Annotated in this window: 13 protein-coding genes; 3 read left to right on the plus strand and 10 right to left on the minus strand. The window is 61.3% G+C overall.

The genetic code is table 11. The features are described 5' to 3' along the window. Positions 1-3 precede the first annotated feature (3 nt). The 4 genes from ACP146_RS11280 to ACP146_RS11295 form a co-directional block, all read right to left on the minus strand. A complete protein-coding gene (locus tag ACP146_RS11280) occupies positions 4-2232 on the minus strand; it encodes a PAS-domain containing protein (protein WP_425032590.1) in 2229 nt (742 codons plus the stop codon). Beyond that, entirely contained in the window at positions 2229-3410 is a 1182-nt protein-coding gene (locus ACP146_RS11285; RefSeq protein WP_422366855.1) for an FIST N-terminal domain-containing protein, read from the minus strand. Before ACP146_RS11285 ends, ACP146_RS11280 begins: the two co-directional genes overlap by 4 nt. Positions 3411-3452: 42 nt before the next feature. Beyond that, the gene (locus ACP146_RS11290) at positions 3453-4175 is read right to left on the minus strand and encodes a response regulator (RefSeq protein ID WP_422366856.1); all 723 of its coding nucleotides are present in this window, start codon (positions 4173-4175) and stop codon (positions 3453-3455) included. Positions 4176-4342: 167 nt separating this feature from the next. After that, positions 4343-6109, minus strand: a complete 1767-nt coding sequence (locus ACP146_RS11295) for a PQQ-dependent methanol/ethanol family dehydrogenase (protein ID WP_422366857.1) — start codon at positions 6107-6109, stop codon at positions 4343-4345. A 251-nt stretch (positions 6110-6360) separates the two neighbouring features. Here ACP146_RS11295 and ACP146_RS11300 point away from each other — a divergent pair, with 251 nt between their 5' ends. Genes ACP146_RS11300 through ACP146_RS11310 form a run of 3 tightly spaced genes read left to right on the plus strand, consistent with a single transcriptional unit; the run spans position 6361 to position 8676 of the window. Continuing rightward, complete coding sequence (locus tag ACP146_RS11300; protein WP_422366858.1) at positions 6361-7335, plus strand: ABC transporter substrate-binding protein; 975 nt, start codon at positions 6361-6363, stop codon at positions 7333-7335. After that, positions 7316-8083 (plus strand): ABC transporter permease, encoded by a 768-nt coding sequence (locus tag ACP146_RS11305; protein ID WP_422366859.1) that lies wholly within the window; start codon positions 7316-7318, stop codon positions 8081-8083. The genes ACP146_RS11300 and ACP146_RS11305 overlap by 20 nt, the downstream gene beginning before the upstream one ends. Beyond that, positions 8080-8676, plus strand: coding sequence for an ABC transporter ATP-binding protein (locus ACP146_RS11310; protein ID WP_422366860.1), 597 nt, complete (start codon positions 8080-8082; stop codon positions 8674-8676). The genes ACP146_RS11305 and ACP146_RS11310 overlap by 4 nt, the downstream gene beginning before the upstream one ends. Here the strand turns inward: ACP146_RS11310 and ACP146_RS11315 are convergent. The 6 genes from ACP146_RS11315 to ACP146_RS11340 all read right to left on the minus strand — a co-directional run bounded on the left by ACP146_RS11315 (position 8673) and on the right by ACP146_RS11340 (position 13406). Next, on the minus strand, positions 8673-9206 hold the full coding sequence (locus ACP146_RS11315) for a tetratricopeptide repeat protein (RefSeq protein WP_422366861.1): 534 nt from the start codon (positions 9204-9206) through the stop codon (positions 8673-8675). The genes ACP146_RS11310 and ACP146_RS11315 overlap by 4 nt on opposite strands. A 65-nt stretch (positions 9207-9271) precedes the next feature. Further along, positions 9272-10063 carry an ABC transporter permease gene (locus ACP146_RS11320; protein ID WP_422366862.1) on the minus strand — a complete coding sequence of 264 codons (792 nt, stop codon included), beginning with the start codon at positions 10061-10063 and terminating at the stop codon, positions 9272-9274. After that, the gene (locus ACP146_RS11325) at positions 10060-10797 is read right to left on the minus strand and encodes an ABC transporter ATP-binding protein (protein ID WP_422366863.1); all 738 of its coding nucleotides are present in this window, start codon (positions 10795-10797) and stop codon (positions 10060-10062) included. Before ACP146_RS11325 ends, ACP146_RS11320 begins: the two co-directional genes overlap by 4 nt. Beyond that, the gene (locus ACP146_RS11330; RefSeq protein ID WP_422366864.1) at positions 10794-11246 is read right to left on the minus strand and encodes a hypothetical protein; all 453 of its coding nucleotides are present in this window, start codon (positions 11244-11246) and stop codon (positions 10794-10796) included. The genes ACP146_RS11325 and ACP146_RS11330 overlap by 4 nt, the downstream gene beginning before the upstream one ends. A 13-nt stretch (positions 11247-11259) precedes the next feature. After that, positions 11260-12219: a YVTN family beta-propeller repeat protein gene (locus ACP146_RS11335; RefSeq protein ID WP_422366865.1), complete on the minus strand. Its 960-nt coding sequence runs from the start codon at positions 12217-12219 to the stop codon at positions 11260-11262. Between the two features lie 11 nt (positions 12220-12230). After that, a complete protein-coding gene (locus tag ACP146_RS11340) occupies positions 12231-13406 on the minus strand; it encodes an ABC transporter substrate-binding protein (RefSeq protein ID WP_422366866.1) in 1176 nt (391 codons plus the stop codon). Positions 13407-13563: the final 157 nt, after the last annotated feature.

Below are 13563 nucleotides of genomic sequence, written 5' to 3' on the forward strand. Positions count from 1 at the left end.
CTTTCAGCCTGCCACCTGGCGCGGCAGGGCGCCGATCAACAGCTCGCGAAGCTCCAATGGATTGATGGGCTTGTTGAGATACCCTATTCCCTTGGACCGGCAGGTTCTTTGCAGCTCAGGAGACCGCTTGGCCGTAACCAGAGCCGCGGCTGTCGATGCGAAGCGGCTCCGCACGGCGTCAATGGCATCAAGTCCGTTTTCGCCAAGGTCGAGTTGATAGTCGACAAGCAGGATGTCCGGCGCAATGCCGATTTCATCAAGAAGCTGGAGCGCCTCGGCTTGGCTGGCGACGTCGAAAACACTGACGCTCCAACTCTCCAGCAGCGTTGTCATGGCCCAGCGTACCTCTCTGTCATTCTCAATGATCAGAGCGATCAGCTGCCCCCCTCCGGGGCCCGCCTTGCCGGCCACCGTCCGGCCATCGGATTCATCGGCCTGCGCTGCCTGCATGCTGGTCGGCAGGGTGACGAGGAACCCGGTTCCTCTTCCGGTCTGCGATATCATTTGCAAGGGGTGGCCGAGTAGCGCACAGGCCCGCTCGACAATCGCCAGACCGAGCCCCACCCCGACCCCGCTACCCTCATGATCGGCGGTGCCCAGGCGCTGGAACTCCTTAAAGACGAGCTCCCGCATTTCCTCTGGGATCCCAGGTCCGGTATCCCAGACCTGAACGATCAGATTGGCGCCCCGCCGGCGCACGCCCACCAGTACCTTGCCGGCGGCGGTGTAACGGATCGCGTTGGCGATAAGGTTCTGAAGAATACGCCTGAGATAAGACGGATCGCTTTGCACCACCAATCCGCAGTCGACGACGTGCAGGTCGATGCCCTTCTGCCGGGCCAGAGGCTGGAACTCATCGCGCAGCGGTCCCAGAATCTGACTCATAGGGACAGCCGAAACCTCGACGGCCGCACGGCCTGAATCGAGTTTGGAGATATCCAGGAGCGCAGCCAAGATCGCCTCGACGCTGTTCAACGCACTCTCGATGCGTTGGGTAACCCGCAGCGGTTCGGCGCTGAGATCCATGTTCGACAGGGATGAGAGGAAGAGCTTGGCCGCGGACAGCGGCTGCAAAAGATCATGACTGGCCGCCGCCACAAACCGGGACTTAGAGGCATTGGCGAGTTCCGCAGCCTTAAGCGCGTCTTCCAGGGCAATTGTTCGATCCAGCACTCTTTGTTCGAGCGTCTCGTTCACCTCGGACATGGCGTCGATCGCTTCGCGTTCCGCGGTCACGTCGCTGAAGCTGATGACAAAACCTTTGTCCGGCATCTCCTGACCGAAGACGTCGAGGTGGACCTTCCCCCGATGGCTGACTTCCAGGGAAAGAGGCGCGCGCAGGTTTGTCTGATGAACCCAGTCCGTCACCTTCCGCAAAGACTGCCCTTTGGCGAAGGTCAGGTCCTGGGCAATGTGCTCAAGCAGGCGGTCAAAACTGGTGCCGACGCGCAGCAGGTGCATGGGTGGATTCAGCAGCGCGGCAAGGCGCTGGTTCCAATCGACAAGACGGTGCTGGTCGTCGAAAATACAGATTCCCTGATTGATGTGTTCCAGGGTCGCACGGATCAGGCGTGCCTGGTCATCGAGCAGTTTCTCCCTTTCCTGCCGCTCCATCCGGATCATGTCCGTTACATCGGTTTGCAGGATCGCGGTGCCCTGGTCCGGCGTGCGATGTTCGCTGACCTGAACCCAGCGGTCGCCGGTGATCCTCACATTGAAGTTAACGTGGCTTTCCTTGTGCTTGCGTTTGCGCTGTTCAGCCCAGCTGGCCGGGGTTTCCCCGGACGGAAGCGCCAGACAGCTGCTCTGGCTGACCAGCCGTACATAGTCCTGAAAAGCCAACCCAGGGCGCAGCTGGGCGCGGATATCGGGCATATGCATGCCAAAGCGGCTGTTGCACATCACCATCACATCGTCAGCGTTGAAAAGCGCGAAACCTTCCTGCACCGCTTCAAGCGCATTCGACAGATCGGCGCGGGCCCGCTCCGCCGCTTTATTGGCGCGCGACAACTCGGCATTGGACTGGTTGAGCAGCCCCAGGGTCTGCTCCAGGTCCCAGGTGCGGGCCTGGACCTCTTCCTCGAGCAAGAGCGCCCGCTGGAAGTGGGCATAGGCGGCGCCGCTGTCGTCGGTCGCCTGCTCAACCCGCCGCATCAGAACGGAGGTGATCTTCAGAAGCTTCCGGTTCTGCTGCTCGAGGCTGTCCTCGGGGTTGATCAGCAAGGAGTTCATGTCTTCGATTCACTCGGCGGCGGATAAATTGCGATACCGGTCATGGTGTGGTTCACATGGACAGAGTTCACCTGTTCGCCATAGGTGCTGAAGCCGACAACCCGGTTTGCTGCCAGGATGCGTGACAAGGGCCCGATCGCCTGCTTCTGCTCCGCCTCGACGCGGCGCAGGATACAGTCGCAGGCAATGATTGCTTCCGGCTGGCCGCGGCGGGAAAGGTCGCTCAGCGCCGCATCAAGATCCTCCGCGATGTCCCGCGGTTCGGCAACGGTGAGCACCAATCCTTCATCTATGGCCGAGAAGAACGTCAGGTCGCCATTGGGCTCGACCTTCTGAATGGCGCGCACATGGTGCTTGCCGCCAACCTTTACCACCACGGGGTGGGCAGCGAAGATGAATGAAGAGAGTTGCTCTGGGTCCATGCCGACGATCCGGGCATACTCGCGCGCTGCCGGCTCACCATTGATCTCGCGAACCACCCGGCGATCCGGATCGGCCTCTGTCACCACCATCTTTTTTTCGGTTGGCGTCAGGTGATCGAAGTTGAAGACCTTGATGGCGCAATTCGTTCTGATCAGCGCCAGGACCGCAGCATCCTGATAGACACGGCCGCCGTGAATGACGAAGGTCTGCTTGAAGTCGAGCCCGTCACCCGCGGACCCGCCGAACAGCGGCGTCGGCCCCAGCGCGGTCGAGAGCGCTGAAACCAGTTGATCTTCCAAGAGTGACAACCCGTCGACCATCAGAAAGGCGAATTCTGAGGCCCAATCCGGCGCCCGGCGGGCCAACTCACCACGCAGTTTGACCGTTGTCCGAACGAGATCCTCGCGCACCAGCCCTTCAAGGTCGTCGATGAATTCTATGAGAGAAACGAACTGCTTTCGCGGAAAGGCAACGGCGACGATCTCCTCTTCCGTATAGCCCTGAGGTGAAATCTCTCCGGCCGTTGTGCAACCGATCACCGGTGTGCTGCCGAAAACCGCCTCGGCCTCGCGCGCGATGGCGGTCAGATCGCCGGTGGGGGAGATGAACAGGATAACGAGGTCGAGCCCGTCGGTTCCGACTTCCTCAGCTAGCAGCGACAGGGCCGCCCGGGCGTCGCGAGCGGCGGCATGAGCCGTCCGTACCGCGTTCCGGCCACGCTTACCGGCCACCGGTGGCATTACCGGCGCGTCCATATGACCTCCCCAAAACAGACTGATTTATTTGTTTTGGATAGGTTAGGTGACCTTGTTGTCGTCCTGCAAGATCTTTGCGAAATGGGTGTTTTGCGCCATCAGCACCGCCTGAGTTCGGCTCTGAACCCCCAACTTGCGTAAAATCGCCGTTACATGCGCCTTTACCGTGGTCTCGGCGATGGAGAGATCATAGGCGATCTGCTTGTTCAGCTTACCCTCACAGACGCATTGAAGGATGCGGGCCTGCTGCTGGGTTAGCTGAGACAGGCGGAGTATCGCATCTTCCTCCGCAGATTGTGGCGACGCATCATCCTCCGATACCTCGACATAACCATCGGGCAGATAGACCCTGCCCGCCCAGATGTCGGTAAAAGCCCGCAGGAAGACGTCGCGCTGGCTGTGCTTGGGCACGAAGCCCGACGCGCCCGCTTTGATCGCAGAGGCGACGATCCGGTTTTCGGCAAGAGAGGAAACCACGATGATCGGCACATTCGCAGCGATTTTCTTCAAGCGAACCAGCCCTTCCAGGCCGTTCACATCGGGCAGATTGAGATCCAGCATCACCACGTCGGGCTGCAACCCTCCGCGGATCTGCTCGATAGCCTGCTCCAGCCTTTCGGCGGTGACGATCTCCTCCACCCGGATCGCCGACTTCAAGGTCATGGAAAGCGCTTCGCAAAACAGCGGATGATCATCAATCACAAGGGCTGTCGAAAGGCGCACCGCCTCCGGCTGTTCTTCACGCTGTGTCGAAACTCCGGGCATCCTGCTCCCAATCCCATTCGCTGCCTTCAGCTCCCCCCTGTCGAGCATGGTAGCCCAAGGCGGCCCGCTGCGATACCCGACCAAAGATCTAGCTCTTCAGGGCCGGAAACGAAAACAGGCGCGCCCCGCAGGACGCGCCTGTTCCGCTGTTCAAGAAAGCCCGGGCCTCAGTTGGCCGAAACGAGTTGCTTGGGCACTTTGAAGACCCAGACCAGACCACCCTGGTTCAGGTAGCTCACCTTCTTGGCGACCTCGCCGCCCCAGAGCGGCACCGCGCCGCCCCAGCCGGAAAGCACGGCAACGTACTGTTCACCTTCCATCTCCCAGGTGATCGGCTGACCAACGACGCCGGAGCCGGTCTGGAACGACCAGAGTTCCTCACCTGTTTCGTCGTCAAAAGCTTTCAGATGACCCTCCGGCGTACCGGTGAATACCAGACCGCCGGCAGTGGTCATGACACCCGACCAGAGCGGCGCGTTATTCTTGACCTCCCATTTCACCTCGCCGTTCATCGGGTCAATCGCCTTCAATGAGCCGATGTAGTCTTCGAACAGAGGTTTGATGGTGAAGCCGGCGCCCAGATAGGCCGCACCTTTTTTGAAGGTGATGGGCTCGTTCCAGATATCCATGCCCCACTCGTTGGAAGGCACATAGAAGAGCCCGGACTTCTGGCTGTAGGCCATGGGCATCCAGTTCTTCCCGCCAAGGAAAGAGGGAACGGAGAAAACATTCTCGCCCTTGGCGCCGTCCGCCGCTGCCGAAGGATCGCCCGGCCGATTGTCCTCGACAAAGACCGGGCGGCCGTTCTCGTCGATGCCTTCGGCCCAGGAGATGTCCTTCACGAAAGGAAAGGCATCGACAAAGGCACCGTCATCAGCATTCAGCACATAGAAAAAGCCGTTCCGGTCCGCTGTCGCCAGCCGCCTGTTGCCCGCCGCGTCGACAAAGGGGATGACCTCGTTAACCCCGTCGTAGTCCCATCCCTCGCGCGGGGTGGTCTGAAAATGCCACTTGATCTCGCCGTTCGACGGGTCGATGCCAAGGCGGGAGGCGGCATAGAGGTTGTCGCCGGTATTATCGGGCCGCGGCTGACCCGCATTGCGAAGATGGCTGTTCCAGGGCGCCGGGTTGCCGGTACCCATGATCAGGGTGTCGGTTTCGATATCATAGCTGCCGCCGAGCCAGGTGGCGCCGCCGCCGGTCTTCCAGAGGTCGCCCGGCCAGGTGGCGTTCAGTTCGCCGGTCATGGTCGACTCTTCGCCCTTGAAGGTGCCCATATGGCCTTCGATCACCGGCCGCGTCCAGACAAGCTCGCCGGTTTCGGTATCGCGGGCCTGCACCTCGCCGACAATACCAAACTCGCCGCCGGAGTTGCCGGTGATGATGAGACCATTCACGATAATCGGCGCGGCGGTATAGGAGTAACCGGCTTTGTAGTCGGCGATCTTCTTGCGCCAGACCACGTCACCGGTCTTGCGGTCAAGGGCGACGATGCGCGCATCCAACGTCCCGAAAAACACCTTGTCGCCATAGATCGCCGCACCGCGGTTCACCACATCGCAGCACGGTAGGATGCCTTCGGGCAGTCGTGCGTCATACTGCCAGAGCTCTCTGCCGGTCATGGCATCCAGGGCGAAGAGCCGGGAATATGAGCCGGTGACGTACATAATGCCGTCATAGATCAAGGGCTGGCTTTCCTGGCCGCGCTGCTTCTCGCCGCCGAAGGAAAAGGCCCAGGCGGGAACGAGGTTCTTCACGTTGGACTTGTTGATGGTGTCCAGCGGACTGTAGCGCTGGAGATCGCGCCCCATACCGTTGGTAACGATCTGATCGGTCACCGTCTGGTCGTTGCGCAGATCGTTTTCCGTCACCTGTGCCTGCGCCAAGCCGGAACCCAACATGCCGGCTGCAACTACAAGCAAGAACCGATGCATTTTATCCTCCCTTGCCGTACCCATAACGGCTTCATCCGAAGCTGCCGGCTTCTACCGGCTTTTTCCGTCTCTTGGAGTATCCGCCTCTGATCGAGCCTTGGAAATTGGCCAATGGTCGTAGGTTAGCCAGTGCCGGGCCGTCTGCTGCCTTGGTCGTATTCCAACTTTCCGGAGAAACTGTAATCTGGATGGCACAAGAAATGTCGCACCAAAAGATGTCACGCAGGGCAAGCGATCAAGGGAGATGGGAAATGAAATGCCTCGGATGGCTTGTGGCTGCGGTCTTGGCGCTCTCGCCTGCTGCCGGCGCCGCTGTCGCCGAAACGCCGACCCTCCGCATTTCGGTTCTGAAGTTCGGCACCGTGAACTGGGAACTCGACACCATCGCACACCACGGTTTCGACAGGCAGAACGGGTTTAACCTGGATATACAGGGTGTCGCCGGCGGGGCAGCCGCCAAGGTCGCCTTTCAAGGCGGCGAGGCCGACGTAATCGTTTCCGATTGGATCTGGGTGGCCCGGCAAAGGGCGGCGGGTAAAGACTATGTCTTTATTCCCTACTCCAAAGCGATCGGCGGCATCGTGGTACCGGCCGACAGCCCGGCCAAGACACTAGCTGACCTCAGGGGGCAGAAGATCGGCGTCGCTGGTGGTCCTCTGGACAAGAGCTGGATCATCCTGCGCGCCTTTGCAGAGCAGGCTTACGGCGTCGACCTGGTCGCGGAAACCGAGCAGGTTTTCGGCGCCCCGCCGCTGATCTTCAAGACTGCTCTGGACGGCGGTCTGGATGGCGCTATCAACTATTGGCATTTCATGGCCAAGATGGAAGCGGCCGGCATGCGCCGCCTGATCTCAGTAGCAGAGGCCGCGAAAACGCTGGGCCTGAATCCCGAAACGCCGTTGTTGGGATATGTGGTGAAGGGCGAGATGTTGCGCCGCCAGCCGGATCTGGTCAACGGCCTGGCCACGGCTTCCCGCAGTGCGAAGGACCTGCTGGCGCAGAACGACGCGGAGTGGGATCGCCTGCGGCCACGCATGAAAGCAAAATCGGCTGAACAGTTCAAAGCGCTAAAAGCCGGCTTTCGCGCCGGCATTCCGGCGCCTGGCCCGGTGGATGAGGATTCGGCTGCGGCGCTGCTGGCTTTGATGTCACGCCTGGGCGGCAGCGACCTGGTGGGCTTGGCGAACGATCTTCCCGAGGGACTCTTTGTCAAAACCGGAAGCTGACAGGCGCCAGCCTTGGATTCCCCTTCTATCGCTGGCCGGGCTGCTGGCAGGCTGGTCGGTTCTCGCGGTCCTCGGCAACGACGCCGAGGTGCTGCCGGCACCCTGGCAGGTCGCTCCGCTTATCGTCAGTGAAACTCTGTCCGGCGAATTGCCGCGTCACCTGGGCGCCACTCTGGTGCGGGTTGCGCTCGCCTTTGTCCTGGCGATGTCCATCGGCCTCGCCATCGGCCTCCTTATGGGGCGCAGCCGCCGCGCCGACCACTGGCTTGATCCTTGGCTGGTTGTATTCCTGAACCTGCCGGCTCTGGTGACCATCGTTCTTTGTTACCTCTGGATCGGCTTGACAGAAGCCGCCGCCATTCTGGCTGTCGCCATCAACAAGATCCCCACTGTCGTGGTCACCATCCGCGAAGGTGCACGGGCCCTCGACAACCAGTTGGAGGACATGGCCAAGATTTTTCGAATGGGCCGAGGCGCCCATCTGCGGCACGTGGTGGCACCGCAACTCGCGCCCTTTATCGCCTCCGCCGGGCGCTCCGGAATCTCATTGATCTGGAAGATCGTGCTGGTCGTGGAGTTTCTCGGCCGAGCCAATGGTATCGGCTTTCAGATACACCTCTACTTCCAGCTTTTCGACGTCGCCATGATCCTTGCTTATGCGATCAGCTTCATCGCCGTCATGCTGGCCATCGAGTCCTTCGTACTGCAGCCCTGGGAAGCGCGGGCAACACGCTGGCGGCGCGCATGATCGCCGTCGCCATCAACGGCAAGCACTACCACGGCATCAGCGTCCTGGGTTCTATCGCTTTTGAGCTTCAGGAGAATCAGACCCTCGCCGTCACCGGACCTTCGGGTATCGGCAAGACGACCCTGTTGCGCATCATCGCCGGGCTCGATCCGGACTTCGAAGGTACGGTCAGCCGGCCCGAGCGCATTGCAATGGTCTTTCAGGAACCGACCTTGCTGCCCTGGCGTACGGCCCGCGACAACATCTGCCTCACCACCGGTGCCAGCTCGGGACAAGCGGACGCCGCGCTTGCGGAGGTCGGCTTGGAAGGCCTCGGCGACCGCTTCCCGCCGCAGCTTTCCCTGGGCCAGCAACGCCGTCTGGGGCTTGCGCGCGCCTTTGCTGCCGGGCCCGACCTGCTGCTGATGGATGAACCCTTCGTTTCGCTGGATGCCGCACAGGCAGAGGAAATGCTGGCACTGACAGAGCGGCTTCTCGCCGCCCGCAGCGTCGCGACCGTCTTTGTCACCCATGCGTTGCCGGAGGCCGAACGCCTCGCGGACCGCATCGTGCGTTTGGAAGGAAGGCCGGCAGTCTTCGCGCCTGACGGTTAAAAAAGAAGCTGGTACTTCCAATTGTCGGCATCGGGTGTGACCTCGTCCAGGTCATAGTCCGAAGCCTGCAGCCGTCTGGCGACCTTCAGCCCGGCCGCCGCAGCCCGGTCCACATAGGCCCGGCCCAGCGCGATATCCTGATCGACGCCGCGCCCGCGCAGGAGGTCGAGGCCGTAGTTGAACTGCCCGACCGCATCACCGGCATCAGCCGCCCTACGATCCCATTCGGCGGCTGCTACCGGGTCTTCCGGCCCGCCAAGACCGTTATCGTCCAACTGAGACATCCAGGTCATGGCGCCGGTGTAGCCGGCCTCCGCACAGCGTTCGAAAAGCTGCCGCGCCAGCGCGTGACGGCCGGACTTGGTGATGAAGTAGCCCTGGGCACAGGTCATCATATCGACCTCTCCGCGAATGGCCTTCTGCATGACGCTGTTCAAGGATAGTTCTTCGGGATTAAGGGTGCCGCCGTCATCGGCTCCCGCAACGCCCGGCAAAACCAGAAGACATCCCAGAAAAAGCAGCTTTCGCATGGTTCCCGGCTCCATTTGGGTGGCGAACCATAGCAGACTGGACCGATCCTGGCGACTTCCGGGATCTAACCTTTTCGTCGCATGAAGCCGCGGGACGGGTCGTAGCCCCAGAGCGCCAGGGCCATGAAGACCGCCAGCGCCAGCGCAGTCCAGAAAAGTGCCATGAAATTCACCTGCCCGTAGAGGGCAAAGCGGATCAGTTCCACTGCGTGAGTAAAGGGGTTCACGGCGCAGATGTCATGGAGCAATTCCGAACTCTCAGCCATCCTCCAGAGCGGATAGAGGGCGGAGGAGAGAAAGAACATCGGGAAGATGACAAAGTTCATCACCCCGGCAAAGTTCTCAAGCTGGCGGATGATCGAGGAAAGCGCGAGGCCGAGCGCCCCGAGCGTCAGGCCGCTTATGACCAGCGCCGGCAGAACCAGCAGATAGCCCTCCCAAGGCAGCACGATGCCGAAGACTGCGGCAATTGCGAGAAAGGCATAGACCTGAAAGATCGAGATCGCCACACCGGCCATGAGCTTCGACAACAAGAGCCACCAGCGCGGCAGCGGGCTGGTCAAGATCAGGCGCATGGAACCCATCTCGCGGTCGTAGACCAGGCTGAGTGACGTCTGCATGCCGTTGAAGAGCTGGATCATGCCGCAAAGCCCCGGCACGATGTAGACCTCGTAGGTGATGTAAGTCTCGTAGGGCGGCGTAATCGAAAGGCCGAGGGCGGCGCGAAATCCGGCGGCGAACACCAGCAACCAGACCAGTGGGCGCACCAGAGCGGCGACGAAGCGGCCGCGCTGACCAATAAAGCGCAAGGTTTCGCGTTCCAGGATCGCGAGCAGGCTGATCAGGTAGGCGCTCATGCCGGTGTTGCCGCGGTCATGGCCAGGAACGCCTCGGCGAGCGGTCGGTCGCCTGCCACCTCGCCGGCGCCGGCATCCGCCAGTACCCGCCCCTGATGCAGCACGACAAGCTGGTCTCCCGCCTCCACTTCATCGACCAAATGGGTCGCCCAGAGCACGGTCAGCCCGTCGTCGCGGCACAGCCGGTGGACATGGTCGGTGATCGCCTTGCGGCTCGCCGCGTCGAGACCGACCGTCGGCTCGTCCAGAAGCACGACCTCCGGGTCGTGAATCAGCATCCGGGCAATTTCGGTGCGCCGCCGGTGGCCGCCATTCAGCTCCCGCACCCGTTCCTTAGCGCGTTCACCCATGTCAAGGCGCTGAAGCGCGGCGTCGATTCGCCGCGCGGCGTCCTGCCCGGTGAGGCCGTGCAGCGCGGCAAAGTAGGTAAGGTTGCGCTGCACCGTGAGTTCCAGGTCCAGCGTCGGCTGTTGAAACACCACACCGATCCGGGCCAGAGCAGACCGGGGATTTGCCGCTAGATCGATACCGGCGATCCTGATGCTGCCGCTGCGGCCGACGAAAAGCCGGGTCATGAGGGCAAAGAGCGTCGATTTGCCCGCCCCGTTTGGGCCTAACAGCGCACAGAAACGTCCCCGATCCACGCTGAAACTGACATCGTCGAGCGCGGTTTTGCTTCCATAGGCGTAACTGACCCCCGATAGCGCCAGCCCGCCGGCTGCGCTTTCGGTCACTGAATGACGATTTCCACCCTCTGGTTCTCGCCCGTTGAGCCGGGAATTTTCAGCTCGTAGCGGCCCGGCTTGATGGCGACAAAGCCGATCTCCATGGTGCCGGCTTCGTCGAACTCCACGCTGTCGAGACCGAGTGGGCGTATCTCCAGACCTTCGATAACGATTTCGTCGATCCAGATCGCCCGGAAGAACTCCGGTCCGGCCAAGGCCAGTTCGGCGGAGCCATCGGCTTCGATCTCAATCTCGTAGTAAGTGCCGGATTTCAGCATCAGCGGCGCTGCCGCGATGGGCTCGCCGGCGGCCAGTGTAAGGCTCGGCAGATCCGCCTTGTTGGAGCCGGACAGCAGGCCCGCGAGGCCGAAGCGGTTGCCTTCACCGCCATGCTGATCTGCCTGCGCGGCAAACGGCAAGGCAACCACCATGGCCAGCGCCACCAGAAATCCTCTCATATCACTTCCTCCCTCATGGTCTTGCGGCCGCGCCCCAGGGAAAGCGACCGACTTTTATGGTTTTTATGGCTTCCAGTGCCGCGACATCGATCACGGTAACATCGCCTGAAACGCCGTTGGTGGTGAAAAGTAGGGTCTTGTCCGGCGAGAAATCCATATGCCAGACCCTGCGGCCTACCAGAATGTAGTCTTCGACCTCGTAGGTCTCCGCATTGACCACGGCAACGTGGTTCGACGGTCCCAAGGCAATGAAAACCCGCTTTTCGTCTTCCGTGAATTCAAAGCCGACCGGCTGCACCCTGTCGGCATGCACGCCTTGCACTTCAAAGCGGATCTTGGCGACCTCGGCCTGGTCTTCCACCTTGAACACCGTAACCGTGCCGCCGATTTCCGAGCTGACCCAGAGTTCGCTGCCGCCCTTGGTGAACTCGGCATGACGCGGACGGGAGTCGACCAGGGAGTTGGCGAAGATCGACTGGCTCTCCGTGTCGATCCAGTGGGCCATGTTCGTTGTCTCAGAGGTCGTGATAACGATCTTGCCGTCCGGCGAGACGGCCATTCCCTCCGGCTCGATCCCGACATCAATCTGGGCGATCACCTTGCGGGTTTCTGTATCCACCACAGTCGTGATCGCATCATCCTCATTGGCGATGTAAAGGTGGCGGTCGTTGGGGTGCAGAACGAACTGCTCCGGATCCTCACCCGAGGGCAGATTGTGAAGGATCTCACCTGTCTCCGGGTCCATCACTTGCACCGTATCGCTGTCCGACGCGCAGATATAGAGCCGGCTGTAGTCCTTGGAAAAGGTTATTCCGCGCGGCCTTTCCCCTGTGGGAATGGTACGGACGACTTCCAGGGTCTCGACGTCGATGACACTGATCGTATCGTCCTTTTCGTTGCTGACCCAGATCTCTGCGGCGGAGACGGGCGCGACAAAAGCAAGCGACATCAGAACCAGGGCAAGACTTCTCATCAGCTTTACTCCTAAAAGGCCCGGCAAGCGGATTCCGGTTCATCAAGACCCAGGGTATCCAGTTCGCTGCGCTGATGGAGGAAACCCTCCAGCGGCGCCAAAGCAACCAGTGCCCGGGGGTGAACCAGCGGCACGGGCTGACGCAGTTGGCCGTTCCAACCGCGATAACTCATGGGGCGACCCTTGAATCCGGCCAGCTCGAAAGCATCGGAAAGGATGTAGGCACGCAGCACCGCCGGATCTGCCGAACCGGTGCGGGTCACCGCTTCACCGATGCTGCGCAGCGCCGCCCAGGCGGCATAGTCTTTCGACAACATCCTGCGCCCGGCCAGATCTGCAAAACGGCTTTGCAACTGCGCCGCCCCCCACTGCTCTACGACACCGGACCAGGCGCGCGGCGCCACCCCCTCGGAACCGGCGACAGGCCGTGGCTCCCAAGTGTTGTAAAGCAGATAGCGCCCAAAATCACCGAGCTCGTCTGCAACGACCAGGACGTCATAATCCTCCAGTGCCTGGGTAAAGAGCGGCACCTCCTGAGCCGCATTGCGGCGCATATCGGCGTCGAAGACCCAAGCCTTTTCATCGGCGATGCGCAGTCCAAACTTGCCCGCCGAAGCCCGCAGCGCCTCCGCGAAGGCCGCATCATCCGGATGCACGCCTTCGATCAACGCCCAGTCCGTCCAGCGCTTCTTGGACATGAACTGGGCCAGCGCATCGGCGCGCATGGCGTAGCTGGTGATGCTGTGAAGAAGGTTCGCGCGGCAGTCGGCCGCACGCAGCCGGGTCGCTTGTTCCGAGGTGTTGAAGATCAAGGCATCGGCCGCCTCCGGCAGATCAGCAAGCGCCAGTAGGGCCTCCGCCGGTGCTTTAACGACCAGCAGAGTGGTTTCACTCAATGCTTGCCGTGCCGCCACAAGAAAGTCTTCGCCGCTGCCAGCGCTGTGGACCGTCAGGGCATAGTTATGGCCGAGGAAGCGGCCGGTCGTGGCATTGTCTTCAAGACCGAGTTCGGCACCGGCCCGACCGAGGTCATCCGGCAGGGGGTCGAGGTTGGAGAGTGTCGGTGGCGGATCGATTTGCTGCTCAACGAAGGCAATGCGAACCTCGACCTGCGCCAGAGCTGTAGACGCTATGGTCACTGCCGCGACAAACATCAAAACCGCAGAGAGGCTTAACGCCCTTATCATTGATTTCCTCCCATGACACCGCGACGTTATCAGCAGCGCGCCCGCCATCGTATAGGACGATCGTACAACACACGAAACGGCATAAACCGAAAGTCCAATATGTCGCGCTGCGGCGGCTATGCTAGGAATCCGGAAAGACAAGAATGCTCAGGGAACA

The sequence above is a fragment of the Pelagibius sp. genome, assembly GCF_965249265.1.
Lineage (GTDB): Bacteria > Pseudomonadota > Alphaproteobacteria > Kiloniellales > Kiloniellaceae > Pelagibius.

Bases quoted from the DNA above. Each gene is read 5' to 3' on its own strand.
- ACP146_RS11320 (WP_422366862.1), bottom strand. From the start codon at position 10,063: ATGAGCGCCTACCTGATCAGCCTGCTCGCGATCCTGGAACGCGAAACC.
- ACP146_RS11310 (WP_422366860.1), top strand. From the start codon at position 8,080: ATGATCGCCGTCGCCATCAACGGCAAGCACTACCACGGCATCAGCGTC.
- ACP146_RS11290 (WP_422366856.1), bottom strand. From the start codon at position 4,175: ATGCCCGGAGTTTCGACACAGCGTGAAGAACAGCCGGAGGCGGTGCGC.
- ACP146_RS11300 (WP_422366858.1), top strand. From the start codon at position 6,361: ATGAAATGCCTCGGATGGCTTGTGGCTGCGGTCTTGGCGCTCTCGCCT.
- ACP146_RS11285 (WP_422366855.1), bottom strand. From the start codon at position 3,410: ATGGACGCGCCGGTAATGCCACCGGTGGCCGGTAAGCGTGGCCGGAAC.
- ACP146_RS11340 (WP_422366866.1), bottom strand. From the start codon at position 13,406: ATGATAAGGGCGTTAAGCCTCTCTGCGGTTTTGATGTTTGTCGCGGCA.
- ACP146_RS11335 (WP_422366865.1), bottom strand. From the start codon at position 12,219: ATGAGAAGTCTTGCCCTGGTTCTGATGTCGCTTGCTTTTGTCGCGCCC.
- ACP146_RS11330 (WP_422366864.1), bottom strand. From the start codon at position 11,246: ATGAGAGGATTTCTGGTGGCGCTGGCCATGGTGGTTGCCTTGCCGTTT.
- ACP146_RS11295 (WP_422366857.1), bottom strand. From the start codon at position 6,109: ATGCATCGGTTCTTGCTTGTAGTTGCAGCCGGCATGTTGGGTTCCGGC.
- ACP146_RS11315 (WP_422366861.1), bottom strand. From the start codon at position 9,206: ATGCGAAAGCTGCTTTTTCTGGGATGTCTTCTGGTTTTGCCGGGCGTT.
- ACP146_RS11280 (WP_425032590.1), bottom strand. From the start codon at position 2,232: ATGAACTCCTTGCTGATCAACCCCGAGGACAGCCTCGAGCAGCAGAAC.